We start from the raw sequence: 25,098 nt of genomic DNA, 5'->3' as shown, positions 1-25,098 counted from the left end.
TTTAAAGTTACGGGCCCGCGCACGCTAAACCTTGCAACCTAAAGGAGGGGTACTTTTTGGACGCCGATAAGGGGTCCCGTTTAAACGCCGATTGACACATTTCGGTCCCGATTACTGGGCGCGGGATTTTGGACAATGGCGACTGATCGGTCTCAACAGTCTCATCCTCGGCGACGGCTCAACCGACGAGGAACAGCAGTTCCTCTGGCTCGAACAGCAATTAAGCGAAAGCGGCGGCCGACCCGCTGCGGTTTTTGCGCACAAACCTTTGTTTGTCGATGCGCTGGATGAAAGCAACACCGGCCTTTGGGGTGTTCCACCAAGACCTCGCCAACGCCTGGCCGATCTCTTTGCGGATTATAATGTCAAACTTCATGCAAGCGGCCATCTGCATAGAGCATGGTCGGGCCAAGCAAACGGAACGAATTATGTATGGGCACCGTCGGCAGGCTTTGTCGCCCATGCAATCAACCGGGAATTGCCGGGCGAGCGCATTATCGGGGCTGTTGTTCATAATCTGGACGATACGGTTCTCAGTGAAATCGTCGAGGTCGATACACTCATACATTACGTGATTGATGACGTTATGCACGAGGTCTATCCACATAATCTTAATGGGAATAAGACCTGAACAACGACGCCCCTATCGCCCTGGAGAGTTCATAATAGCAAAAGGCCGCGTCAGTCATCCTGCGCGGCCTTTTGCTAATTTCTGAGCCTGATCAGAACACCCAGTTTCTCGCCTTCGAGAACAAGAAATCGCGGAAGGCATGCAGCTTGGCCGAATTCTTCAACGCTTCCGGGTAACAAAAGAACGTATCGAAGGAAGGAATTTCCTCAAGCTCTGGCAGAAGCTGGACGAGACCCGATTCCTTATCGGCCATATAGTCAGGAAGAACCGCAATGCCGACCCCACGCTGCACAGCGCGACGGATCGACAAAAGATTATTGACCTGCAAAACCGGAATACGTGAGCTACCATCCGTACGGCCGGCAATCTCAAGCCAGTTCAAGCCGGTCAGATAGCTTGGCGCAGGCTCACCGAATGTCACCACGCGATGCTGGTCAATTTCCTCAATGGAATTCAATTTTCCATGCTTGGAAACATATCCTGCCGATGCATAGACATGCATGTGCACAGTAAACAGGCGACGTTGAATGAGATCCGGCTGTTGCGGCTGACGCAGACGAATGGCGCAGTCCGCGTGACGCATGGTCAAATCCAGCTCCTCATTATCGAGGATAAGCTGCAACTGAATATCCGGATAAAGCTCAACGAATTCCTGAATGCGTTCGATCAGCCAGCCGGAGCCAAGACCAACCGTTGTGGTCACACGCAGGCGACCTGTTGGCTTTTCCTTGCTTTCGGCAAGCTTGGAGCGAACATTTTCGAGCTTCATCAGCACGTCATGTGCCGTCCGGTAGAGCGTTTCGCCCTGTTCCGTCAGAATGAGTCCGCGCGCATGTCGATGAAACAGCGGAACGCCGACATCTTGCTCAAGTGCGCTCACCTGACGCGAAATAGCCGACTGCGACAGATGCAATGTCTGCGCGGCATGGGTAAAAGACCCTGCTTCCGCAGCAGCATGGAAGATGCGCAGTTTATCCCAGTCGAGCGGTGCGACCACCTTCTCCCCCTCTCATTACTCCGCAGCTTCGTGCAGCGGTTCCTGTGCAGCCAACCAGCGCTCTGCTTCCAGAGCAGCCATGCAGCCCATACCCGCAGCCGTGACTGCCTGCCGGTAAATATCGTCTGTGACGTCGCCAGCAGCAAAAATGCCAGCAACATCCGTGGCCGTTGAATCGGGTGCAGTCCAAAGATAACCGTTTGGCTTCTGCTTGAGTTTGCCTTCAAACAAAGAAACAGCCGGCGCGTGACCAATGGCGATGAAAACGCCATGCGCATCATGAACAGCCGTCTCCCCCGTAACAACATTCTTCAAGCGCACACCGGTCACGGTTGCGCCCATCGGCGGCTTGGCTTCAGTGCCGACAATCTCATCGATGACACTGTTCCAGACCACTTTCACATTATCGCGTGACAGCAAACGATCCTGCATGATCTTCTCAGCACGGAAACTTTCGCGGCGATGAACAACCGTCACGCTCTTGGCGATGTGCGAGAGATAAAGTGCTTCTTCGACAGCCGTATTGCCGCCGCCAACAACCACAACATCCTTGCCGCGATAAAAGAACCCGTCACAGGTCGCGCAGGCTGAAACACCACCACCCATGAAGGTCTGTTCGCTTTCAAGGCCCAGCCACTTGGCCTGCGCACCTGTGGCAATGATCAGCGCATCACAGGTGTAAACTGTGCCAGAATCACCGATCAGACGAAACGGACGCGACGTGGTCTCAACTTCAGTGATGATGTCGTAAAGAATCTCGGCGCCAACATTTTGCGCCTGCGTTGCCATCTGGTCCATCATCCAGGGCCCCTGCACGGGTTCAGCATAGCCTGGATAGTTTTCCACATCGGTTGTGATCATCAACTGACCACCCTGCTGAAGACCAGTGATGATGATCGGCTTGAGCATCGCACGCGCTGCATAGATTGCGGCAGTATAACCCGCCGGACCTGAGCCGATAATAATAACGGGCGCGTGACGCTGTGACATAAGGGTAGTTCTCCGGTCCCAAAAATCGATTTAATTCGCGGACGTCAAGCTTGCGAGAATCGCTTTCGCACTCGATTTGGCTAGTGCCCTGACATTATGTCCAAGGTAGGTCCACCAACCCGCATTTGCAAGGTTGGCTGCATGTTTGCCGCCCTTCGCCCACAGCTTGTGACCTTTCGGAACGGCTATACGCCACACCCGCATTGCAGCGGGCAGTTTCCCGCGTTAAACACGCAGAATAAATCACTGCTTTCAAAAAGCTGGAGCCTACCGCTATCTATAAGACAGTCGCCAATATCTGCGCGCGTTTCGGCCTCGTAATGGCTGTGGCAATGCTGCTGCCAGCGGCCGTCGATCTGCGCGACGGCAGCGATGACTGGCTCGTTTTCGTGCGTTCTGCCGCAGCAACCGGCGCTTTGTCTGCCCTGATTCTGCTGGCCACGCACAATCACAACACCCGCTTCACACCGCGGCTTGGTTTTTTGCTGACCGTCTGCCTGTGGGTGACTGGCGGCTTCCTCGGTTCGATCCCGCTTTATTTCTCCCATCTGCCAATCAGCTATGCCACCGCTTTCTTTGAAGCGATGTCAGGCATCACATCAACCGGTGCCACTGCTCTGACAGGTCTTGATGACATGCAGCGCGGCATCATTCTGTGGAGATCACTTCTTTGCTGGATCGGCGGTATCGGCTTTATCGGGCTTGCGCTTTTGCTGCTGCCATCGCTGCGTGCAGGAGGGCTTGCGCTTTTTCATATGGAGAATTCCGACAAATCGGAAAAAATTCTTCCACGCATGAACCAGATCGCTCTGGGCATCATCACAGCTTATCTAAGCCTGACAACCGCTTGTACAATCGCATATTTCGCAGCTGGCATGAGCATATTTGATGCTGTGAACCATAGCATGACGACGATCGCCACCGCCGGCTTTTCTACGCATGACAGCTCGTTCGGCTTTTACCATGACAACCACCTGATATTGCTTATATCAACTGTGTTTATGGCCTTATCAGCGCTACCGTTTATTCTTTACATTAAAGCTTTCATGCCACGTCGAACGGATTCGCTCATTGACCCTCAGGTGAAGTTGTTTCTGGCCATTGTTATTGGTTTCAGCTTTATTCTGGCAATTGTGCTTCGCCTTGGTTCACATATTCCATTTGGAAGTGCTCTGATCACGGCATCTTTTAATTTTGTATCCGTCATTTCCACGACCGGCTTTACAACGGAAGACTATTCGCTCTGGGGACCACCGGCAATCGGCATTTTCTTTCTTGCCTCGTTCCTTGGCGGCTGCGCTGGCTCCACTTCCGGCGGCATAAAAATGAATCGCCTGATCATTTTGTGGAGTCTGACGCAAGCGAACCTCGTGCGGCTGATCACGCCCCATGCGGTCATTAAAATCCGGTACGGTTCATCGGAAGTGTCCGGCGAGATCGCCCAGAACGTTCTGCTCTATCTGTTTCTTTATATCGCTTCTCTTGTCATCGGCGCCGTCTTGCTAGCGTCCCTCGGACTGGATTTTGTTTCCGCCTTCACCGGCGCGTTGACTGCCCTGTCAAATGTCGGGCCCGGTCTGGGCGATACAATCGGACCAGTGGGCAACTATTCCACCATTCACGATCCCGCGCTTTGGGTGCTTTCATTCCTGATGCTCGCGGGGCGTCTTGAGCTTGTCACCGTATTTATCCTGTTCACACGCACTTTCTGGATGCGCTAACAGCGCTTTAAGCAGTTTACATCCGGTCGTTTCTTTTGGTATGAGCAGGATTACATTGCGCTATAGCGGCGCTGAGTGTTTTATTATTACGCCTGAATGAAATTTCATTGCGCGCGGAGTTTTATATGCCGATCAAGGCCGATCTGGACGAAATCGATTGGAAAATCCTTCGGGAGCTCCAGAATAACGGGCGCATCACCAATGTCGAACTCGCTGAGCGGGTTGGAATTTCGGCCCCTCCCTGCCTGCGCCGCGTCCGCAAACTTGAGGAAAGCGGTGTCATTCGTGGTTACCGCGCCATCCTTAACGGCAATGCACTCGGTCAGGATCTCGTCGCTTTCTGTTCGGTGGGCCTGCACCGTCAGGCGGATGCCGATTTAAAAGCCTTTGCAGAGAAAACCAAGCAGTGGCCGCTGGTACGCCGCGCGTGGATGGTGTCGGGTGAATCCGACTTTTTGCTGCATTGCGTTGCGCGCGACCTTAACACGTTCCAGACCTTCGTCATCGAAGAGCTGACGGCTGCGCCCAATGTGGATTCGGTCCGCACAGCCTTGACCATTCGTCCGGTTAAGGACGAGCCACTGATGATTCTCTAAATCTATTTGGCGTTAAACACCCGCTCGTAAACCGCGCTGATTGCTTGCGCTTCTTTTTCGAGCGGAAACGCTTCACGCACGTGGGCCAGCGCGTTTTCGCCATGGCGTTGAGCCATAGCCGGATCGGCAAGATAAGGTTCAATAGCATTGCGCAAAGCATTGCCGTCACCTGCCGCAACAAAACTGCCCGTACCTTCCACGACCATTTCGGCATAGGCACCGGCATCGCTTGCAACGACAGCCGTTTGTGAAGCCATGGCTTCCAGCGGCGTGAGGCCAAAACCTTCGTTGCGCGATGGCGCCAAATAAAGTGTAAGCCGCCGATACCAGATGCGCACATCCGGCACCTCACCAAGAATGCGGATGCGATCCTGCAAACCAGCAGCCGTAATACGCGCTTTCAAATCATCTTCGAATGCCTGATGTTCAGTCGTCGTGCGCCCGGTAATGATTGCCGTCCAGTCAGGATATTTTGGCAACAGCGCAATCATCGCATCAACGAACAAATCCGTGCCTTTTGAATGACGCACCCGGCCAAAACAGCCAACTGCATATTTACCCGGCAGCCCGGATGCGCTGAACTGGTCATCATCGCCGAGCGGCGGATGAAACCGTTTAAGATCAACGCCATGCATGATCACATCATGCGGCACTTCGAGAAAACGTCCCGAACGACCACTGGTCGCAATCACCGCATTCATGCGGCGAATCAGCCATTTGGTGAAAGCTTTGTGATGGCGCTGTGCAGCAGACGTAAACACCAGCCTGAGCTTCATGCGCAGCACATCGCGCATGAAGATGCCTGCCAGCATTTCGATATTGCGACGTGCGTGCCAGATACGGAAACGTCGCCTCGCAGGCCTTTTCCAAAAGGAGAAAAGCGCTGACCAGCCTAAATGCGGCAGGCTGTCAGGCAGTCCCGGCCCCATTGTCGCAATGCCCAATCCCTTCGCGCGCTGCAAAGGGATAAGTTGCACGATGGTTGAGGTCACGCCCGAAAGGCGACGCTTGAAATTAGGCGCAACGACCTCAACCTGATCAACGGGAACCGTTACCTCAGACATCAAACAAACTTGAAACTGATGATCTCGTAAGAACGCGAGCCGCCCGGTGCATTGACTTCAATCGTGTCACCTTCACCCTTGCCGATCAGCGCGCGCGCGATTGGCGAGGAAATCGAAATACGGCCTTCCTTGACGTTGGCTTCCTGATCGCCAACGATCTGATAGACCTTCTCTTCTTCGGTGTCTTCATCGATCAGCGTGATGGTTGCGCCAAACTTGATTTTATCGCCGGAAAGCTTGGTAACGTCGATCACTTCGGCGCGGCCAACCAGATCTTCAAGCTCGTTGATACGGCCTTCATTCAGGCTTTGGGCTTCTTTTGCAGCGTGATACTCAGCATTTTCAGAAAGATCGCCATGCGCGCGCGCTTCAGCAATCGCCTCAATGATCCGAGGGCGCTCAACTTGCTGACGCGTGCGCAGTTCTTCCTTGAGGTTTTCGAAACCGCGAGGGGTCATCGGGAACTTTTCCATACCCAGTCCAGTCCTTTCCATCGCCCGTCGCACTCCCCTCCGGGATTAAATGCGACGGCAGTTTGATTGCCCGCCTGATCTTGCCTCACACATTGAAGCAAAATCACCGTCCGAAAGGTAAAAATACCCGCCGGCACACAAAAGAAAACGGTCCCCGAAGCACAGGCTTCGGAACCGTTCAAAGTGATGTTGATGAAACTATAGCATTTTCACAAATCATTTCACGAACAAAAATTTTAGCCTGTTAATTGTGCGGGAAACATTGCGCTATTTTACAGAAATCGGCCAGCTTGCAGGCCACTTTTCAGGCCCACCCGCATAATTGCCGTCACAATCACCTTTCGACCGCTCTTCAACAAGCACAAAGCGCACCTTGCCTTCGCCATCATCGGTGGCTTTCCAGACATCATAGGTTCCGCAATCACCCAAGCCCCTGCCCTTGAAAAACGCGGTCACTGTCTTGTTTGCCTGCGACCAGTCGATATTCCATGCCTGATCGACCGTGCTTGGACCATCATCCGAAATGGTTGGCAACGCGATTGGAACCACCTGATTCTCATACTGGCTATAGAAGACATAAGGCTGATTATAAGCTCCCGGCGAGCCGCATGGCATTGCAATCATGCTCAACCCATCACCGATCTTCGCTTTAAAACCGCCACCTGTGTCAAAGGATGACCCGCCAGACGTGCCACATACACCTTTTTCATCGGTAAAATCTGGCCGGATTTTCTTTGGCAACTGTTCGGGAGCTGTGATCAGCGAGACATCGGGCGCAGGCGGCGCAGGCTTTTTGCCTTTGGCCTGCAGGGCCGCGACTGTGCCATTCCGCGCCTGCTGCTCATCAAGATAAATAAGACCACCGACAAAACCGGACAGCGAATAGCTGTAAGTCTTATTTCCAAGTTGCAGCGTCAATTTCTGCCCCGCCTTCATGGCATCCATCAGCTTGGCAACATCCGCCGCATTATCATAATCGAACTGATCATCATTGGGCTTGAGTGCGGAAACAGCGGCGGAAAGAGCTGGCTTGCCATCAACCGCAATGACGAATTGCCCGGAGGCAGGCTTCGAATCAAGATTGGACAAGCGTAACAAGGGCTGCGCGCCAACTGCACTGCTGCGATACAGATTGAACGAGGGGGCGCCTTGCGTTGTACTGTTAAGCGTAAGCGTGCAATTGGACGCATAATCACACAGAACCCAGCTATCGCGAATCTGTTTGAAAGCGGCCGAGGCTGAACCGGGATTTGCAAAAACGAGAGCCAGTGCAGCGCCTGTAAGAACTGACCTATGATTAAATAGACAAGAAAACATGCTGCCCTTCCGAAAAAGCTTTGCCACACTCGCAACAAGAGGAAATCCCTTGCCGCAGCGTCAGGCTAATGCCTATAGCATATCCACGAAGGGATGATGAGCCAAGCTGTCATCCTTGTTTCTTATAGACATGAGGCACTGATGACACGCGTACAGGCTAATATGCTCCTTCTTCTGGCGGGCGTCATCTGGGGCATGGGCTTTGTCGCGCAATCAACTGCCATGGCAAGCATCGGCCCGTTTCTGTTTATCGGTGTTCGTTCTGCTATTGCCGCATTGTCGGTTTTGCCATGGTCGATTGCTGAAGGCAGGCGCTCGCCGCATAAGCTTGATCGTTCGAATTATCTTTATTTCATGCTTGTTGGCGCAACGCTCTTTACTGGTCTTGTGCTCCAGCAAATCGGCCTGATTACCACCTCTGTCACCAATGCCGGTTTTCTGACCGGGCTGTATGTCGTGATGGTGCCGGTGCTCGGCGTCATCATTTTCAGAAATTGGCCGCATCCCATTGTCTGGCCAAGCGCGGGGGCATGTCTTGCAGGTATTTTTCTGCTTTCCGGCGGGCAGCTAAGCGCCCTCAAACACGGAGATTGGCTCATCATCATCGGCGCGATATTCTGGGCGATGCAGGTTCTGCTGATCAGCCGGGCCAATCGTTCCGGGCGCCCCATCACGCTAAGCTGCGTTCAGTTTGCCACTGCGGCCGCCGCTGGCCTTCTGATTGCCGTTGCTATCGAAGACATCAACTGGAATGCCATCGCCCTGACATGGAAAGAACTGCTGTTTACCGGCGTCTTCTCATCTGGCGTCGCATTCACGCTGCAAGCCATCGGCCAGCGCTACACGACGTCAGCGCAGGCTGCGATTTTCCTGTCTTCCGAAGCAATCTTTGCAGCAATGTTCGGCGCAATCTTCCTCGGGGACCGGCTGACCTTCATCGGCTTCATCGGCTGCGGCCTGCTATTTACCGCAATGCTGGCGGTGGAACTGGTCCCGATGTTCTGGAAGCGCAAAACGGAACCAGCTCTGAGCGCAGCAGAGTAATCAACCCCGGAAGATAAGGGCCGCACCACCGGCAATCAGCGCAAAGCCAAGCAGGTGATTCAAGGTGAAGGCTTCTTTGAGATAAAAGACCGAGAACAAGCTGAAGATCACCAGCGTGATGACTTCCTGCATCGTTTTAAGCTGTGCGGTCGAATACACTTCATGCCCGATGCGATTTGCAGGCACAGCCATACAATATTCAATCAGCGCGATACCCCAGCTGATAAGAATGACCGTTACGAGCGGCGTGCTGGTAAATTTCAGATGCCCGTACCAGGCAAAAGTCATGAAAATATTGGAGCCAATCAGAAGCAGAATCGGCAGAACGCTTGGTGACATGAGTGCTGACATGAAAAAAACTTTGGGGACCGGAAGGACACTGTCGCGGCTTGGCCCGAAACCGCAAAATACTGTTAGCAGAGTGTTATAGAGATTTCGCCAATCTTATGACCATGAGACGCCTGATTATCGCCACAGCCCTTAACAGAAGCGCTGACTGTTCGTTTACGCTTATGGTCTAATATGTGTTGGAGCCAGTTCCAAACTGAAAGGCATGGACATGAGTTTTGCGTTGTCCAACCGCTTTCGTCGCTATGCACGCCCGGCAAGCTTTATATTGCTGGTGCTTATGGCTGGCTGTTCCGGTGATCGTCCTCCCCGCCCGCAGGCTGACATTGGCAGCGCCGATATCATTGTGCCGCCTGCCCCGGTTCCTTCCGCCCAAAGCCCGCGCGAAGCACGCGTCGTCGGACTTGCCGAAGAAATCGAAACCAATGCCAATGAGATGACGACCCATAGCCAGCCACACTATGCTGGCGATTATGGCTTTGCTTCGCCTATTCAGAACCCGGTCAGTACGGCTGAAAACATGTACACCCTGTCAAATTCAGAGGCCGCCTGCCGCACCCGGCTCAAGCGGCTTGGCGTCGTCTTCACTGAAAAGTCGCCCATCAATCAAGGCGGCACATGTCGCATCGACAACCCGATTGAAGTCAGCGGCTTCAACAGCGGTTCCATCGCCTTCAAACCCGCTGCCACGCTCAATTGTCAAGTCACCGAAGCCTTTGCACGCTGGATCAAGGGCGACCTGCAACCTTCGTCCCGCCTGCGTTACCTCTCCGGCATTAATACCATTCACAACGCGGGCGGCTATTCCTGCCGTACCATGAACCACCGTCGCGGCGCCAAAATGTCGGAACATTCCCGCGGCAACGCCATCGACGTCACGAAAATTGTTCTCAACAATGGCAAAAGCATAGCCGTGCGCAAACCCGGCTTCTTCTCCTTTAGGGAGAAAGGTCTGCTCAACAGCGTTCGCTCCGATGCCTGCAATTATTTCACCACGGTTTTAGGCCCCGGTTATAACCGCGAACACGCCGACCACTTCCACTTCGACCTCATGCAGCGCCGAAGTGGATATCGCGCCTGCAAATAGCAACAGGCCCTGTTGGTGTCACTCTGCCGGAACCGGCGTTGGCTGTCCGCTCTTGTCGAGCGCCACCATGACGAATTCGCCATGCGTCACAAGATCCATCTCCTCGGCGAGATAGCGCTGCGCCCATGCTTCAACACGCAACGTAATTGATGTGCGTCCAACACGGATGATTTCCGTATAAACACACAGAACATCACCGATTTTGACCGGCTTTGCGAAAGACATTTCACGCACGGCAGCAGTAACCACACGTCCCTTGGCGCGTTCAGCAGCACGAATGCCACTGGCCGTATCCATCTGCGCCATAACCCAGCCACCGAAAATATCACCAGCCGAATTGGTATCTTTTGGCATAGCCTGCGTGCGCACAGTCAGCATGCCCTTAGGCGCATTGAAATCGTTCATCGATAGGTCCCTTGCGAGTCTGAAAAGAGTCGGCTGCGAGTATGCTGCAAGCCTGTCGCAAGGGAAAGTGCATCATCAACACCTCTGCCATGCAAATCAAAGACAACAGCGATTTGGTGCGCATCCCGAAAAGCGTGAAACGATTTTCGGACAAAGATGCGCGTTAAAACAAAGCATTAGAGCGCTGATCTAATTCAATGAGATCCAAACATGCCCTAAAAGATAAATTTTTAACTATTAAACATAACAGCATAAAACTAAATATCATTAAGTAAATTTATAGCTTTAATGATATATATACATGCACAGAGATTGAACATGGGGCAAATAATGAGATTTCTTATTAAATCAACTATTGCTACATTAGCCATTCTTTTTGCAACAAATGCGGAAGCCTCCAACGGTCTTGCAACCGCAAATATAAACCTGCGCACGGGTCCCGGAACGCAATATCCATCTATGGGGCGCATTCCAAACGGTGTCATCATCGGCGTGGCAGGTTGTACGAGTGGCTACGGCTGGTGTCGCGTCAATTATCGCGGTCTCGATGGATGGGCTTCCTCTCGCTATATCGCTGTTCAGACAGGCGGCGGAGGCTACACCACCAACGACAATTTCGGATCAACTGCCGCAGCCATTGGCATACCACTGATTGCAGGTCTCGTAATCGGCTCAGCCATCAATAATGATGGATGGAATAATAGCCCCAATTGGGGTCCACGTCCCGGTTGGGGGCCGCGCCCCGGTTGGGGCCCTGGCCCAGGCTGGGGACCGGGTCCGTATCGTCCGGGTCCAAACTGGCGCGGACCAAACCAGTGGGGACCACCGCGTCCACACTGGGGCGACCATCCTGGCTGGCGCGACCATCCCGGTTATCATCCTAATTTTTATGGTCCCGGTGATCGCTGGCGCCCACGCGGGCCACGGTGATTGCCACCTCCTGACAGCCTGATGTCAGGAGCAACATAAAATTGCGATATGGCGCACCGGATTTGTTCCATATTTGATCCGGGCGCCCTTTTCATTTGTGTTGCGAAATTCCATATTGGGAGCATGGCCTCCTCAAAAGACAAATACACTCAGGATTCGCATGACGAAACGCGCGGTTTTGGCGAGGCGCCACAACGCGATTTGTCAGGCACACCCTTTTCTGGCTCAATCTCCGATTGGGCCAAAGAGATTGGCGATGAGGCAGACAAGCCTCAGCCCAAAGCAAAGGCAGCAAAGGCACCGAAAAAAGTGCCTGAGCGCAGCAAGGAATCATCGCGCAGTGCGCGTGGAACCTCCATGGGCGGCGCCGCTTCGGCGAAAGAACGCGCCGCCGCCGGTCTCAATCCTGTCGCTGGCCTTGATATCAGCCTGGAAGAGGCCACAGCTCTCAACCCGACCGGGGCGACCGCAACCGTTAAAGCGTTGTCCGACCTCATCGAATCCGGCAATCCGCTGTTTAAGAATGGTGAGTTGTGGACACCGCACCGCCCAGCCAGACCGCCAAAGTCGGAAGGCGGCATTGCGATCCAGATGGAATCGAGCTTCGAGCCATCCGGCGATCAGCCAACGGCCATTCGCGATCTGATCAGTGGTTTGGAAGATCAGGACCGCACGCAGGTGCTGCTTGGCGTCACCGGCTCGGGTAAAACCTTCACCATGGCGAAGGTCATTCAGGAAACGCAGCGCCCCGCGCTCATTCTCGCGCCGAACAAGACACTTGCGGCGCAGCTTTATGGCGAGTTCAAAAGCTTCTTCCCGAACAATGCCGTCGAATATTTCGTTTCCTATTACGATTACTATCAACCGGAAGCCTATGTGGCGCGGTCCGATACCTATATCGAAAAGGAATCGACCGTAAACGAACAGATCGACCGGATGCGCCATGCCGCAACTCGCGCCCTGATCGAGCGTGATGATGTGATCATCGTGGCGTCTGTCTCCTGTATTTACGGTATCGGTTCGGTCGAAACCTATACGGCCATGACGTTCGAGATGAAGATTGGCGACCGGCTCGACCAGCGCCAGCTTCTCGCCGATCTCGTGGCGCAGCAATATAAACGACAGGACATCAATTTCGTGCGCGGCTCGTTCCGTGTGCGTGGCGATACGATTGAAATCTTCCCGGCCCACTTGGAAGACCGGGCATGGCGTATTTCGCTGTTTGGCGATGAAATCGAAAGCATCGCCGAGTTTGACCCGCTGACCGCCCAGAAAACCGGCGATCTGCAATCGGTCAAAATTTATGCGAATTCGCACTATGTAACACCCCGCCCGACGCTTAATCAGGCGATCAAGTCCATTCAGGAAGAGTTGCAGCACCGCCTCGCAGAACTGACCCGCGCCGGTCGTCTGCTGGAAGCGCAGCGTCTTGAGCAACGCACGAATTTCGACCTTGAAATGCTGGAAGCCACCGGCGTTTGCAACGGCATTGAAAACTATTCGCGCTACCTGACAGGACGCAAACCGGGCGAACCGCCACCGACACTGTTTGAATACATCCCGGATAACGCGCTGGTTTTCCTCGACGAAAGCCATGTTACGATTCCGCAGATTGGCGGCATGTATCGCGGCGACTTCCGTCGTAAAGCGACGCTGGCCGAATATGGCTTCCGCCTGCCTTCCTGCATGGACAACCGCCCGCTGCGCTTTGAGGAATGGGACGCCATGCGTCCGCAGACCATTGCGGTTTCGGCAACGCCGGGCAAGTGGGAAATGGAAGAAGCGGGCGGCGTCTTCGCCGAGCAGGTCATCCGCCCAACCGGATTGATCGACCCGCCAGTCGAAGTCCGCCCGGCGAAAAATCAGGTTGATGATGTGCTGGGCGAAATTCGCGAGACTGCACGCAAGGGCTATCGAACGCTCTGCACGGTGCTGACCAAGCGCATGGCCGAAGACCTGACCGAATATCTGCACGAACAGGGCGTTCGCGTGCGTTACATGCACTCGGACATCGACACGCTGGAACGCATCGAAATCATCCGCGATCTGCGCCTTGGCGCGTTCGACGTGCTGGTGGGCATCAACCTGCTGCGCGAAGGCCTTGATATTCCCGAATGTGGTTTCGTTGCCATTCTCGATGCTGACAAGGAAGGTTTCCTGCGTTCGGAAACCTCACTTGTCCAGACCATCGGCCGTGCGGCGCGTAATGTTGACGGCAAGGTCATTCTCTATGCAGACAACATCACCGGCTCCATGCAGCGCGCGATGGATGAAACCAGCCGCCGCCGCGAAAAGCAGGAAGCTTACAATCGTGAGCATGGCATAACGCCTGCTTCGGTAAAGAAGAATATCTCGGATATTCTGAATTCGGTTTACGAGCAGGATCACGTCCGCGCCGATATTTCAGGCTTTGCCGAAGAAGGCGCGATGATGGGCAACAATCTTGCCGCCCATCTGGAACATCTCGAAAAGCAGATGCGCGATGCAGCTGCTGATCTCGACTTCGAAAAGGCGGCACGCCTACGGGATGAGGTTAAACGCCTGCGTGAAATGGAACTCGCCATTGCCGACGATCCGATGGCGCGTGAAGTGGAGCTTGAAAGCCCTGTGACCGGTCGCACAAAAGGCCGTCACAACGCGGGTCGCAAGGTGCACCGCACTGTTGGCGACGAGCCGAAGAAGTCACTCTTTGCGAAGCCATCGCTCGATAATATGGGACCGGGCACGGACATGGCCAAGCCGCTGTTCCGCAAGAACACGCTGGATGAGATGACCGTCAAGCGCACAGAAAAGCCGGCAGGGGCCGACGATGCAGCCATCCGCCGCGAGCGTTCAGGTATCGGCTCTTATGAAGACGCGGCTGAAACTGCCCGCAAAAAGCGTCGCCCCGGCAAGACGGGCCGACCGGGACGGTGAGTCAATAGCGTTCAGTGCTTAACGGCACTGCCCGCCATTCGTGATGCGGTAGCCAGCACGTTCCGCTTCACAGCGGTTCGGGAATGTCTGCCTGTCATTGCCCCGGCGTGCACAAACCGGCATATATTCACGCGTACAAGCAGCTGCACCCGGGCGTCCCGGCCTGTTGCCCTGATGTGGCGGGCGGCCCGGACGCTCTCCTCCCCAGCCGGAACCTTGCCCCGGCCTCGAACGACATTGTCCGTTTCCGACAATCCGATAACCGTCGGCACGCGCCTGACAGGCATTGCCAAACGTCTTGCGCGAAGACCCACGTTCACCACAAACCGGCGCATAGATCATTGGGCACATTTGCGGCTGCGATGGTCCGGGGCGCATGGGCGGGCGGTAATCGGGGCCCCCTTCCGCTACGCAACCTGTGAGAAACAAGGCACCCGCCAAGATGCTCAATCGGCTGATTCTGTTCAGAAGCATTGCTCCCTCCTCTCCTGTTAACGACTAAAATGGCACAGCGAAGAGGAAGAACAAGGATATATTCGCATATATTCCGCATCCGCACATGAAAGTCATATCGACAAGTCAGAAACTTGCTTTACTCTGTCTATAGCTTTCGGGGATCAATGGCGGAAAGGCTGCATGAAGCGTTCGCATCTGGTTATGGCAACTGTCACAATTTTCCAGCTTCTTTGCTGGCCGGACGCTATCAAATCCGTTTCTGCTGAAAATAGGCCGGAAACCGAAATCTATGGTCCGCCCATACCGTCTAAGAAGGCGGAGCCCACGGTTGAACGAATCTGCGAGCTGATTGAAACGAATGCTAAAAAACGCGGTATTCCCAAAGACTTCTTTGCACGGCTAATCTGGAAAGAAAGTCGTTTTGACCATCGCGCTGTGAGTCCGGTTGGTGCACAGGGCATTGCACAGTTCATGCCCTATACGGCCAAAGAGCGCGGACTGGCCGATCCCTTCGACATCGAACAGGCAATTCCTGCCTCGGCAGGCTTTTTGAGTGAACTGAAAGGCGCCTTCGGCAATTGGGGCCTTGCGGCGGCGGCTTATAATGCAGGCCCAACGCGTGTTTCCAACTGGATGCGCTCCGGTGGCTTTTTGCCACTTGAAACCGAAGATTACGTCTTGGATCTAACGGGCGCACCGGCGGATAACTTCGCATCAGGCAATGAAATCAACAACCGCCCACTTGATGCCAAGCTCAGCTTTGCGCAAGCATGCCAGCGCTTGCCAATTATTCGCACGGCAACCATTCCCATGTCGCGCATCAAGCCGAAGCCTTGGGGCATTCAGGTCGCAGGCAATTTCCGGCGCAGTGTCGCGGTCAATCAATGGAATCGTCTGCGCAAACAATTTCCAAGCGTGCTGTCTGGGCATAATCCGGTCATCAGCCGTGTTCGTACTCCCATTGCCCGACGGGGTATTTATGCGGTACGCATAGGCGCTGATAATCGCAGCGAGGCGGATAACATTTGCACTAAACTACGAGCAGCAGGCGGCGCATGCATAGTTTTGCGCAATAAATAAGCAACAAGGCATACTATACCATAGTATGATTTTATATATTTCCCCTCTCTCGCACTCTTTTTGTATTAAATTAGCGGTATTCTGGTAATTTTTGAAAAATTTAGCAATGATACCCTTTCGAAGAAAACTAATCGCATTTTGCGAAAAGAATTTGCTTGCCAAATAACGCATCATAGATCAGTCTTCAAATGTCCGGGCAATTTGAGCACAACGGAAGACTTGAAGAACGGCGCGCCGGAACCGCTAGAAGTTTCGGGTTGGGGGGTACTCTCCAGCAATGATCGTTTCTTTTCCTAAGTCGATAACTGCCTGCATGACCCTCTGCCGGGTGTGTGGTGCGTTCGGCAGAAGTAGTAATTCCACTGTCTCTCATAAAGCAGTGGCGCCAAGGAAAAGGAACGGATCCCATGGCACAGACCGGACAGGTCAAATTCTTCAACTCCGAAAAAGGTTTCGGATTTATCAAGCCTGATGATGGCGGCGCAGACATCTTCGTGCATATCTCTGCTGTACAGGCTTCGGGTTTGGCAGGACTTGCTGACAATCAGAAGGTTTCCTACGAGACGGAACCGGATCGTCGCGGCAAAGGCCCTAAGGCAGTAAACATTTCGATTACTGACTAAGCTCGAGTCTTACTGATCAAGAATTTGATCCCCGGCTGACGCCGGGGTTTTTTATGGAATCATCACAGAGCCAAACGCGCGAAATATTACCGCCACTGCATCTAATTTACCGATTAACCGCGATTTCCGCGCCCTATGAACATTGTTCAGCCTCCATTCATGTCGACACTATTAACTTGTTATTCATGATTGATGCTCCGTGCCCATTCAACCGGACGCATCGTAGAGATTGCAGTTATGCTTCCGAAGGAGCGAACAATGAACAGGTTACTCAAAGCGGCTATTCTTGGCGTAGCCTCCATAGCAGCAGTTTCAGCGCCATTGGCTGCGGCATCAGCAGATTCCTGGGGCCGTCGCGGATGGGATGGTGGCGGCTGGGATCGGGGCGGATGGGGTCGTCCATATTATCGTCACCGCGATCGTGATCGCACCGGCGATGCGGTTGCCGCAGGCGTCATCGGCCTTGCAGCGGGCGCATTGCTTGGCAGCGCGCTAAGCCAGCCACAGCCCACCTATGTGCAGCCAGCGCCGGTTTATGCGCCACCACCACCGCCTCCAGCCTACTATCCAGCCCCGCCTGCACGCAGCGTGCAGTATCGTGTTGGTTATGAACCCTGGAGCCGTGGCTGGTATCAATATTGTTCGGACCGCTATCGCTCGTTCAATCCAAATACCGGCACCTATCGCGGGTATGATGGTCGCGATCACTTCTGCTCGGCCAACTGATCAAGTCCGCAAAATCAAAAAATCCGCCTCACAGGGCGGCTTTTTTTAAGGATAAACCAGATCAGGCATATCCGAGATCATTCAGAAACGGATTGTTGCGGCGTTCTTCCCCAAAGCGCCCACCGGTGCCATGGCCACACAGAAAGCCAACATCATCGCCAAGTGGCAAAAGCTTTTCCTTAATGGAGCGAATAAGCGCTGCGTGATCGCCGCCGGGCAAATCGGTACGGCCAATGGAGCCATTGAACAAAACATCACCGACGATCGCAAAACGCGCTTCTGGATTGAAAAAGACCACATGGCCGGGCGCATGGCCCGGACAATGAAACACATCGAATGTGTGGCCCGCAACAGTGACCTTGTCACCTTCTTCAAGCCAGCGATCCGGTGTTACATTGCGTACACCCTCGGTCAGTCCATATTTAAGGCCAGTCGTCGCCAGATTATCCAGCAAAAACTTGTCATCCTTATGGGGGCCAATAATGTCAACGCCGAGATCTTCCTTAAGATCAAGCGCGGCACCCGCATGATCAATATGCCCATGGGTAATCCAGATGGCTTCCACATCGACATTTTGAGAGGCAATCGCTTCCTTAATGCGATCGAAATCGCCACCCGGGTCAATCACCACGCCCTTCTTTGTGTCGCTATCGAAAAGAATAGTACAGTTCTGCTGAAAAGGCGTCACCGGGACGATAATAGCTTGCAATTGCCCCATTCAGGATACTCCATTCAGTCAGCAGAATTAAAAACTGCGGTTAAAGCTGCCCTATTTTAGAGCATAAATTCCATCGGATCGAAGTGCACTCTAAAGTAAGATCGTGCAAGCGCTTTTGCAAACAAAACGGGCGGCTGAGAGCCGCCCATTTTCCATCTCGCAATAAATTTCCAACGGCTGACGTCTCCACAACCGCTCTATTTACCTGCTCTCAGGTCTGATTTACCCTTAAGCTTTGCTAGCCAACGAGTTTTTGATCAGCCCGACAATTGCCGTAAGCGCGAGACCGCCTACGCCACCGCCTGCCAACTGGCCAACCACACCATTAAGAACAGAATCCAGCCCGCCGCCAGACAATAACGGCAGAAGCTGACCAAGGATAACCCCACCAATACCACCGGCAACAGTATTACCAGCAGTACCGAGGCTCAGGTTTTTGACGGCACCGGCAATATTGCCACCGACTGCCCCCGAAACAAGCTGAAGAATGATAGGCAGTAGAGATTCCATAATCGTCACCCCATCTGAGTTAAAAGCCGGAATAACGCGAATCCGACATACAAAATCTTGGGCCGAAACGCTTCAAAGTCAAACACTAAGCATCCATATAGTAAAAAAGCGGCTTAAACGCCGCTTTTTTCTGTTTAAAACACTGCTATTCAGCCGCTCTTCGCTTTGGCTGAACTTCATTTGTATAATCATTCATAAGCATATTCGTAATTACGCCAGGTTTAAAATTGTATTTCCCAATTTCTGAAACCGGCGTCACTTCAGCCGCAGTTCCGCACAGGAAGCATTCGCTGAATGTTTCCAGTTCTTCCGGCATAATTACGCGCTCGACAACGTCCAAGCCGCGACGCTTGGCAAGATCAATGATCGTGCGGCGCGTAATTCCATCAAGGAAGCAGTCCGGCTTTGGCGTATGCAGAGCCCCGTCTTTTACGAAGAAAACATTCGCGCCTGTGGCTTCCGCAACCTGTCCACGCCAGTCCAGCATGAGCGCATCCGCATAGCCCTTGGCTTCAGCTGCATGTTTGGAAATCGTGCAGATCATATAAAGACCGGCAGCCTTGGAGCGCGATGGCGCAGTCCGTGGATCTGGGCGGCAATATTCTGCGATATCGAGACGAATGCCTTTCATCTTTTCTTCAGGTGAGAAATAGCTCGGCCATTGCCAGATCGCGATAGCCACATGAATGCGATTGTTCTGCGCCGAAACGCCAAGCGATTCCGATCCACGCCATGCGATGGGGCGCACATAGGCATCCTCAAAGCCCTGCTTCTTGAGCAGTTCGCGGCAGGCATTGTCGATCTCTTCCACGCTATAGGGAATTTCAAAACCAAGAATTCGAGCGGATTCATGCAAACGCTCAGTATGCTCGGTCAGCTTGAAAATCTCGCCACCATAAGCACGCTCGCCTTCAAACACTGCACTCGCATAGTGTAGACCATGGGTCAGCACATGAATCTTGGCATCCTTCCAGGCGACGAATTCGCCATCCTGCCAGATAAATCCGTCACGTTGATCGAATGGAATCGCAGACATTTTACTCTTCCTCAAAATTGGGTAGCGGTTTTCCACCATCCCGTTTGGCTCGAATGAGCCTTTTCCCTAATCTTTTCCAGCCAGTTAAATCGATATTTCCAGTCAATGCGGAAAATAACGCTCGCCATGATACGCTACTGTCCTTATGGGACAGTATTACACCGGCAAACAGCGTAATTATCTCTCCTCCAGCATGCAGCAGCGTAAACTTTATTCCAAAAATACCGCCCCGCACTTCCCAAAAATTATCTTGACGATTGAGTTATGTCAACAATGCTGACATATTTATCGTAACAAGACGGAGCTTCGATGTGAACTCGACGAATGATGTGAATTATATAACCAATCCTTTGACCTCGCTGGAGGCTGCCGATCTCAGCGTCATTGAGTTGCTGTTCTTTTCCTATCGCGATTTCACTGCTGACCCGGATTTGATTCTGGAGAAGATAGGCTTTGGCCGCGCCCATCACCGCGTGCTTTATTTTATCAACCGCAAGCCGGGAATGACGGTCGCTGAACTGCTGGAAGTGCTGCGCATCACCAAGCAAAGCCTGTCTCGTGTTCTCAAGCAGCTTATCGACACCGGCCATGTCGTGCAGGCGACGGGGCTCAATGACCGCCGCCACCGCCGGCTTTATCCAACAGAAAGTGGACGCCAACTCACTCTTGCGCTCACGCTGCCACAGTCGCGCCGCATCGCGAGGGCATTGGAAGAATGTCAATCTGAAGAACGGAAAGTAATCGAGCGCTTTCTTTACAACATGGTCAATCCTGAACGGCGCGTTCAGATTGATGACTTCACAGCAGCAGAAGCAGCTGTGGAAACGCTCTCATAGACGCGCCACTTTCCTGTCGGTAAGATGTATCATGTCATGGCGAACCAAAGACAGTTGGCCTGCTAGGGCATGGGTAGAATTAAAGCCAATCACGCGTGATGAAATGATGCGCGCTGATCTGGAACAGGATGGGACCAAACGACGCCATGGCTGAAGAAGAAAAGCACCTTTCGGATGACGCGCCTCATCTTCTTGTTGTCGATGATGACACGCGAATCCGCAGCCTTCTTTCGCAATATCTGACGACCAGCGGTTTTCGGGTCACGATGGCTGGCAGCGCTGCCGAAGCACGCCGCAAGCTTGAAGGCATCGACTTCGACTTGCTGATCCTCGACGTGATGATGCCGGGCGAAACCGGCGTTTCGCTCACCCGGTCGCTGCGCGAACAAAAAACCGTGCCGATCCTCATGCTCACCGCACTGTCGGAAACCGACAGTCGCATTGATGGATTGTCGGCCGGTGCAGACGATTATCTGCCCAAGCCTTTCGATCCGCGCGAGCTGATCCTGCGCATCAACAATATCCTGCGTCGTGGAGCAACCCCTGCCCAGCCAAAGATCGAACAGATTGTTTTTGGTCCTTACACGTTTTTCATCCCGCGCCGCGAGTTGAAAAAAGGCAGCGAAACAATCAAGCTCACGGACCGCGAGCAGGATATCATGGCCATCTTTGCAGAACGCGCCGGCGAAACCATTCCGCGTCATGAGCTGACCGGGCAGGATGGGGATGTCGGCGAGCGCACAATTGATGTGCAGATCAACCGTCTGCGCCGCAAAATCGAACAGGACCCGGCCAACCCGGTTTGGCTGCAAACCGTGCGCGGCATCGGCTATAAGTTGAGTATTGAATAATCGACTAGAAGCCAGACCTAAGCGCGGAGCCTCGCAAATTTCAGAGCGTGACCAAAAACATGCAACAAGCAGAACCGTCTGGAGTTGTCTGAGACGATGAAGTCACCCTGGAAATCGATAACGCGCTGGTTTGCGCGCAAAATGCCCAAAGGGCTTTATGCGCGCTCGCTCATCATCATCATCGCACCGATGGTGCTGCTTCAGTCCGTGATCGCCTATGTCTTCATGGAACGGCATTGGCAGATGGTGACTGAACGGCTTTCAACAGCCGTTGTCCGTGATATTTCTGCAATCATCGACATTTTAGAAACTTACCCGCAGGAACCCGGATACGACAACCTGATCCGTATCTCACAGCAGCGTCTTGGCCTCAATATTTCGATCCTGCCGCCCGATCCGCTACCACCACCGGGACCAAAACCGTTCTTCGCCATTCTCGATTACTTCCTGAGCGAAGAAATCACCCGTCAGATCAATCGTCCGTTCTGGGTGGATACGGTTGGCGATTCCGATCTGATCGAAATTCGCATCAAGCTCGAAGATAAAGTGCTTCGTGTCTTTGCCCGCCGCAGTCAGGCCTATGCATCGAATACCGGTATCTTCCTCACCTGGATGATCGGCACAGCCCTTGTTCTTCTGATCATTGCGATTGCCTTCCTGCGCAATCAGATCAAACCCATCCAGCAGCTTTCACAGGCGGCTGAAAGTTTTGGCAAAGGCCGCCCGATGCCGGAGGGCTTCCGCCCCCATGGTGCGGAAGAAGTCCGTCGCGCTGGCATTGCTTTCATTCAGATGCGCTCGCGCATTGAGCGACAGATTGAACAGCGCACAGCCATGCTTTCTGGCGTCAGCCACGATCTGCGCACCATTCTTACCCGCTTCAAGTTGCAACTCGCCCTCACCGGCAATGCCATCGACACCGAACCGCTCAATCAGGACATTGCCGACATGCAGACGATGCTTGAAGGCTATCTGGCTTTTGCGCGGGGCGAAGGTGCGGAAGAGGCGGCAACCTATGATGTGCGTTTGCTTTGCGACAAACTTTCCAATGAAGCGCGACTGCGCGAACGCGGCTTCAAATATTCCATTGAAGGCGACAGCGAGATCCATGTTCGACCGAACGCCTTTTCGCGTCTTGTCAGCAATCTGGTGTCCAATGCGTTCCGCCATGCGCAGAATGTCGAACTTGCACTCACGCATGAAGATGGCTGGCTGAAAATCATCGTGGATGATGACGGCCCCGGCATACCGGAAGATCGTCGCGAAGACGTTTTCAAACCCTTTGTGCGCCTTGATGAAGCACGCACACAGGATTCAGGCGGCACAGGCGGGCTTGGCCTCGCCATCGCACGCGATATTGCAAGAAGCCATGGCGGCGATATCGAACTGGAAGATGCCCCCACCGGCGGCTTAAGAGCAATTATCCGCATTCCGGCCTAGAGCATTTCCAGCAAAACTGCGAAGCAGTTTTGAGATAAGATGCGCGGCAGAAACTGTTAAACTTTATTGAGCACCTGTGCTGCGAAATAACCAAGAGCTGTCGCGGCAAGACAGGCAGCAAGCGAAATACTGATGTTCAAAAGTGCGCGCCCCGGCATGCCAAGACGCAACAGTTCGAAAGTTTGCACACTGAATGAGGAAAAGGTTGTAAAGCCCCCACAGACGCCAACCATAAAGGCAAGACGCCAGATCTCATGCACTTCAATACGACTGGATGCCATCGTCATCGCGCCAAAGAAAGCAATGGCAAATGAACCGATGATGTTGACCGCAATTGTGCCCCAGGGCAGCCCCTGGCTTACCGGCGCAAGCCAGATGGTCATCCAATAGCGCAATATGCTTCCCAGAGCTCCGCCTATGGCGACGACAATCGTTCCCTGCATCTGCTTCATTCCTGTCTGTTGCTTGTGCGATCAATCGCACACAACAGGCGACATGCACAAATCACAGAAAGACGATCAGTATAGTTTAACGCCGTCTGGAACTCTTTTATCAATTGCAGCCAGGACCACTTCACCATTCTCATCAGGCAGACCGAGCGTAAGAACTTCGGACATGAAAGGCCCAATCTGGCGCGGGGGGAAATTGACCACGGCCAGCACCTGCCGACCAATCAGCGCATCCGGCTCATAATGTTTTGTGATTTGTGCTGACGATTTTTTGATACCGATCTTGTCCCCAAAATCGATCTTCAGCTTGAAAGCTGGCTTGCGGGCTTCAGGAAATGGCACAGCCTCAACAATCGTTCCTGTGCGAATATCGACCTTCTCGAAATCTGCCCAGCTGATCGTTTCAGTTCCGCTCATCTTATCCCCCAAAGTGAATCCCGGTCAAAAAACCGGGATTAAATTTATGCGCGTCCGACTGTTTCGAACAAAACGCTTTCCAGTGCTTCACGCGCACTGACACCCGACCACACAACAAATTGAAAGGCCTGAAAATAGTTTTCGCATGCTTCAAGCGCCGCTGAAAGCAACACTTCCACCTGACGGCTGGTGGGTTCTGCACCGCCGGCAAGCAGCAACGACTGGCGATACATGATCGCGCCTTCCTGCTGCCAAAGATCGAAATGGCCCATCAAAAGCTTTTCATTGATAAGCGACAGCAACCGCATCACTTCATTGACCCGCGGTTCGGCAACCTTGATGTCAAAGGCACAAGCCAGATGCAGAGCTTCAAAATCCTCCATCCAGGAGAACGAGATATGGTAGTCGGTCCAGTTGCCCGCCACCGAAATTGCAATTTCGTCGTCGCCAGTCCGCTCGAACGTCCAGTCGTTTGAATTCGCAACATGCTCGATCACATCCACCGGATGTGCTTCGCGTGCAAATTCAAGCTCAAGAAGGCTCATGTCCGTTTCCTGTTCTGGGAAGCGCCTCAAAAGACACCTCCAAATTCCCGGCGCGCAAGTGACTGCTCGCCCGCACCTCCCCCACGCAAACAAAGCGCAGAAAAAAGCACGAATTGATCGGTTGAGGAGTTCGCACGCTTACTCAGCATGCAACACCTCAATGGCATACGCACATACGCAACTGATACTGGAAAGCAGCCTGAAAGACGCGAAAACTAAAACGACAGCCCCTCGCCGCTGCCTACATGACCCCATTACGAATCATGTAGTGTTTTCAGTCTATTGATGCTGAATCTGAACGCCAGCCCCTTTTCTGAAAAGAGGCATTAAAGCATGTGGAAATATGGGAGGAGCGAACCGCAACCCCTGCCTTAAGCGACTCTAAGACAAGGGTTTTTGGCACTTATAGCCTGTTAATAAAAAATTATGAATTATCTTTGGATTTTGCTGTTTGAGCAGAGTTTTTTGGCGTTTTCGCAGTCGAATCAACTTCGAATTTAGCAAGACGCGCTTCCAATGCTTCGATTTTGGCAAGCAGGGCCGCATTTTCAGCGCGCGCTTTGATCGCCATTTCACGCACCGCTTCGAAGTCTTCCCGCTGCACAACATCGAGCGTATGAAGCACACGTTCGCTCTGTGAGCGCAGTGCAGTCTCGACTTCGCGGCGCACGCCTTGCGCAGCACCTGCCGCATCCGTCACAAGCTTGGCGAGTTCGTCGAGAACCCGGTTTGATCCGCTGGTCATGGCATTCTTTCCTATCTTCGATACGGTCTTGTTGAAAACCTCAATTGGAAATAGGGCTGTCTCGGTTGTGATGCAAGTGAAGCTGTATAAACGTGATGACTTGACCACTCAGATATCGTCGCGCATGTTCCGCCGGAAAATGGAGTT

General features: G+C 53.2%; 28 protein-coding genes and 1 pseudogene. 14 read left to right on the top strand and 15 right to left on the bottom strand.

The features are described 5' to 3' along the window. Positions 1-97: 97 nt before the first annotated feature. A pseudogene (locus VBH83_RS13520) lies at positions 98-631 on the top strand (metallophosphoesterase family protein); the annotation flags it as partial. Positions 632-722: 91 nt separating this feature from the next. Here VBH83_RS13520 and VBH83_RS13515 read toward each other — a convergent pair. Together VBH83_RS13515 and trxB are read right to left on the bottom strand one after the other, a co-directional pair. Beyond that, on the bottom strand, positions 723-1,628 hold the full coding sequence (locus VBH83_RS13515; RefSeq protein WP_265985528.1) for a LysR family transcriptional regulator: 906 nt from the start codon (positions 1,626-1,628) through the stop codon (positions 723-725). 15 nt (positions 1,629-1,643) lie between these two features. Further along, positions 1,644-2,618 carry a thioredoxin-disulfide reductase gene (gene trxB / locus VBH83_RS13510; RefSeq protein WP_396998199.1) on the bottom strand — a complete coding sequence of 325 codons (975 nt, stop codon included), beginning with the start codon at positions 2,616-2,618 and terminating at the stop codon, positions 1,644-1,646. Between the two features lie 320 nt (positions 2,619-2,938). On the opposite strand from trxB, the gene VBH83_RS13505 reads away from it, so the two are divergent. Both VBH83_RS13505 and VBH83_RS13500 read left to right on the top strand, forming a co-directional pair. Beyond that, positions 2,939-4,339, top strand: a complete 1,401-nt coding sequence (locus VBH83_RS13505) for a TrkH family potassium uptake protein (protein ID WP_265985530.1) — start codon at positions 2,939-2,941, stop codon at positions 4,337-4,339. 125 nt (positions 4,340-4,464) lie between these two features. After that, entirely contained in the window at positions 4,465-4,935 is a 471-nt protein-coding gene (locus tag VBH83_RS13500; RefSeq protein ID WP_095447076.1) for an Lrp/AsnC family transcriptional regulator, read from the top strand. Between the two features lie 2 nt (positions 4,936-4,937). Here the strand turns inward: VBH83_RS13500 and VBH83_RS13495 are convergent, their stop codons facing one another. From VBH83_RS13495 to VBH83_RS13485, 3 genes are all read right to left on the bottom strand, one after another. Then, a complete protein-coding gene (locus VBH83_RS13495; RefSeq protein ID WP_396998196.1) occupies positions 4,938-5,999 on the bottom strand; it encodes a glycosyltransferase family 4 protein in 1,062 nt (353 codons plus the stop codon). Continuing rightward, the gene (greA, locus tag VBH83_RS13490) at positions 5,999-6,472 is read right to left on the bottom strand and encodes a transcription elongation factor GreA (RefSeq protein WP_265985699.1); all 474 of its coding nucleotides are present in this window, start codon (positions 6,470-6,472) and stop codon (positions 5,999-6,001) included. The genes VBH83_RS13495 and greA overlap by 1 nt, the downstream gene beginning before the upstream one ends. A 267-nt stretch (positions 6,473-6,739) precedes the next feature. Further along, positions 6,740-7,789: a DUF1176 domain-containing protein gene (locus VBH83_RS13485; RefSeq protein WP_396998194.1), complete on the bottom strand. Its 1,050-nt coding sequence runs from the start codon at positions 7,787-7,789 to the stop codon at positions 6,740-6,742. A 141-nt stretch (positions 7,790-7,930) separates the two neighbouring features. On the opposite strand from VBH83_RS13485, the gene VBH83_RS13480 reads away from it, so the two are divergent. After that, on the top strand, positions 7,931-8,833 hold the full coding sequence (locus VBH83_RS13480; protein WP_396998192.1) for a DMT family transporter: 903 nt from the start codon (positions 7,931-7,933) through the stop codon (positions 8,831-8,833). On the opposite strand, the gene VBH83_RS13475 is transcribed toward VBH83_RS13480, so the two are convergent. Continuing rightward, positions 8,834-9,184, bottom strand: a complete 351-nt coding sequence (locus tag VBH83_RS13475; protein WP_265985534.1) for a DMT family protein — start codon at positions 9,182-9,184, stop codon at positions 8,834-8,836. It lies immediately after the preceding gene. A gap of 208 nt (positions 9,185-9,392) precedes the next feature. On the opposite strand from VBH83_RS13475, the gene VBH83_RS13470 reads away from it, so the two are divergent. Continuing rightward, positions 9,393-10,268, top strand: coding sequence for an extensin family protein (locus VBH83_RS13470; RefSeq protein ID WP_265985535.1), 876 nt, complete (start codon positions 9,393-9,395; stop codon positions 10,266-10,268). An 18-nt stretch (positions 10,269-10,286) separates the two neighbouring features. On the opposite strand, the gene VBH83_RS13465 is transcribed toward VBH83_RS13470, so the two are convergent. Further along, a complete protein-coding gene (locus VBH83_RS13465) occupies positions 10,287-10,673 on the bottom strand; it encodes an acyl-CoA thioesterase (protein WP_265985536.1) in 387 nt (128 codons plus the stop codon). A 330-nt stretch (positions 10,674-11,003) separates the two neighbouring features. On the opposite strand from VBH83_RS13465, the gene VBH83_RS13460 reads away from it, so the two are divergent. Both VBH83_RS13460 and uvrB read left to right on the top strand, forming a co-directional pair. Next, positions 11,004-11,603, top strand: coding sequence for an SH3 domain-containing protein (locus tag VBH83_RS13460; RefSeq protein ID WP_396998190.1), 600 nt, complete (start codon positions 11,004-11,006; stop codon positions 11,601-11,603). Between the two features lie 123 nt (positions 11,604-11,726). After that, positions 11,727-14,519: an excinuclease ABC subunit UvrB gene (uvrB, locus tag VBH83_RS13455; protein WP_396998188.1), complete on the top strand. Its 2,793-nt coding sequence runs from the start codon at positions 11,727-11,729 to the stop codon at positions 14,517-14,519. An 18-nt stretch (positions 14,520-14,537) separates the two neighbouring features. Here uvrB and VBH83_RS13450 read toward each other — a convergent pair whose 3' ends face one another. Next, positions 14,538-14,993 (bottom strand): Kazal-type serine protease inhibitor family protein, encoded by a 456-nt coding sequence (locus VBH83_RS13450; RefSeq protein ID WP_396998186.1) that lies wholly within the window; start codon positions 14,991-14,993, stop codon positions 14,538-14,540. Positions 14,994-15,155: 162 nt separating this feature from the next. On the opposite strand from VBH83_RS13450, the gene VBH83_RS13445 reads away from it, so the two are divergent. The 3 genes from VBH83_RS13445 to VBH83_RS13435 all read left to right on the top strand — a co-directional run bounded on the left by VBH83_RS13445 (position 15,156) and on the right by VBH83_RS13435 (position 17,404). Beyond that, positions 15,156-16,055 (top strand): lytic transglycosylase domain-containing protein, encoded by a 900-nt coding sequence (locus tag VBH83_RS13445; protein WP_265985540.1) that lies wholly within the window; start codon positions 15,156-15,158, stop codon positions 16,053-16,055. Between the two features lie 407 nt (positions 16,056-16,462). Further along, positions 16,463-16,678: a cold-shock protein gene (locus tag VBH83_RS13440; RefSeq protein ID WP_265985541.1), complete on the top strand. Its 216-nt coding sequence runs from the start codon at positions 16,463-16,465 to the stop codon at positions 16,676-16,678. Positions 16,679-16,936: 258 nt separating this feature from the next. Further along, entirely contained in the window at positions 16,937-17,404 is a 468-nt protein-coding gene (locus VBH83_RS13435) for a BA14K family protein (protein WP_396998183.1), read from the top strand. 61 nt (positions 17,405-17,465) lie between these two features. Here VBH83_RS13435 and VBH83_RS13430 read toward each other — a convergent pair whose 3' ends face one another. From VBH83_RS13430 to VBH83_RS13420, 3 genes are all read right to left on the bottom strand, one after another. Next, positions 17,466-18,122: an MBL fold metallo-hydrolase gene (locus tag VBH83_RS13430; protein ID WP_396998181.1), complete on the bottom strand. Its 657-nt coding sequence runs from the start codon at positions 18,120-18,122 to the stop codon at positions 17,466-17,468. 228 nt (positions 18,123-18,350) lie between these two features. Then, complete coding sequence (locus VBH83_RS13425) at positions 18,351-18,632, bottom strand: hypothetical protein (protein WP_265985544.1); 282 nt, start codon at positions 18,630-18,632, stop codon at positions 18,351-18,353. Positions 18,633-18,777: 145 nt separating this feature from the next. Next, positions 18,778-19,668 carry a branched-chain amino acid aminotransferase gene (locus VBH83_RS13420; protein WP_265985545.1) on the bottom strand — a complete coding sequence of 297 codons (891 nt, stop codon included), beginning with the start codon at positions 19,666-19,668 and terminating at the stop codon, positions 18,778-18,780. A gap of 311 nt (positions 19,669-19,979) precedes the next feature. Here VBH83_RS13420 and VBH83_RS13415 point away from each other — a divergent pair, with 311 nt between their 5' ends. The 4 genes from VBH83_RS13415 to VBH83_RS13400 all read left to right on the top strand — a co-directional run bounded on the left by VBH83_RS13415 (position 19,980) and on the right by VBH83_RS13400 (position 22,795). Beyond that, a complete protein-coding gene (locus tag VBH83_RS13415) occupies positions 19,980-20,504 on the top strand; it encodes a MarR family winged helix-turn-helix transcriptional regulator (protein ID WP_396998179.1) in 525 nt (174 codons plus the stop codon). 31 nt (positions 20,505-20,535) lie between these two features. Then, positions 20,536-20,658 carry a hypothetical protein gene (locus tag VBH83_RS13410; protein WP_396998177.1) on the top strand — a complete coding sequence of 41 codons (123 nt, stop codon included), beginning with the start codon at positions 20,536-20,538 and terminating at the stop codon, positions 20,656-20,658. Continuing rightward, on the top strand, positions 20,633-21,355 hold the full coding sequence (locus VBH83_RS13405; RefSeq protein WP_265985547.1) for a response regulator: 723 nt from the start codon (positions 20,633-20,635) through the stop codon (positions 21,353-21,355). The genes VBH83_RS13410 and VBH83_RS13405 overlap by 26 nt, the downstream gene beginning before the upstream one ends. Positions 21,356-21,451: 96 nt before the next feature. Continuing rightward, entirely contained in the window at positions 21,452-22,795 is a 1,344-nt protein-coding gene (locus VBH83_RS13400; RefSeq protein WP_265985548.1) for an ATP-binding protein, read from the top strand. 56 nt (positions 22,796-22,851) lie between these two features. On the opposite strand, the gene crcB is transcribed toward VBH83_RS13400, so the two are convergent. The 4 genes from crcB to VBH83_RS13380 all read right to left on the bottom strand — a co-directional run bounded on the left by crcB (position 22,852) and on the right by VBH83_RS13380 (position 24,951). Then, positions 22,852-23,238 (bottom strand): fluoride efflux transporter CrcB, encoded by a 387-nt coding sequence (gene crcB, locus VBH83_RS13395; RefSeq protein ID WP_265985549.1) that lies wholly within the window; start codon positions 23,236-23,238, stop codon positions 22,852-22,854. Between the two features lie 75 nt (positions 23,239-23,313). Next, complete coding sequence (locus VBH83_RS13390; protein ID WP_265985550.1) at positions 23,314-23,661, bottom strand: tRNA-binding protein; 348 nt, start codon at positions 23,659-23,661, stop codon at positions 23,314-23,316. Positions 23,662-23,705: 44 nt separating this feature from the next. After that, a complete protein-coding gene (locus VBH83_RS13385) occupies positions 23,706-24,206 on the bottom strand; it encodes a YbjN domain-containing protein (protein WP_007875981.1) in 501 nt (166 codons plus the stop codon). Between the two features lie 424 nt (positions 24,207-24,630). After that, positions 24,631-24,951 carry an accessory factor UbiK family protein gene (locus VBH83_RS13380; protein WP_396998174.1) on the bottom strand — a complete coding sequence of 107 codons (321 nt, stop codon included), beginning with the start codon at positions 24,949-24,951 and terminating at the stop codon, positions 24,631-24,633. Positions 24,952-25,098: the final 147 nt, after the last annotated feature.

Origin of the sequence: Ochrobactrum sp. S1502_03, assembly GCF_044435015.1 — a bacterium.
Classification (GTDB): Bacteria; Pseudomonadota; Alphaproteobacteria; order Rhizobiales; family Rhizobiaceae; genus Brucella; species Brucella chromiisoli.
The sequence above is the reverse complement of the archived record's forward strand: the minus strand, read 5'-3'. Positions and strand labels throughout refer to the sequence as shown.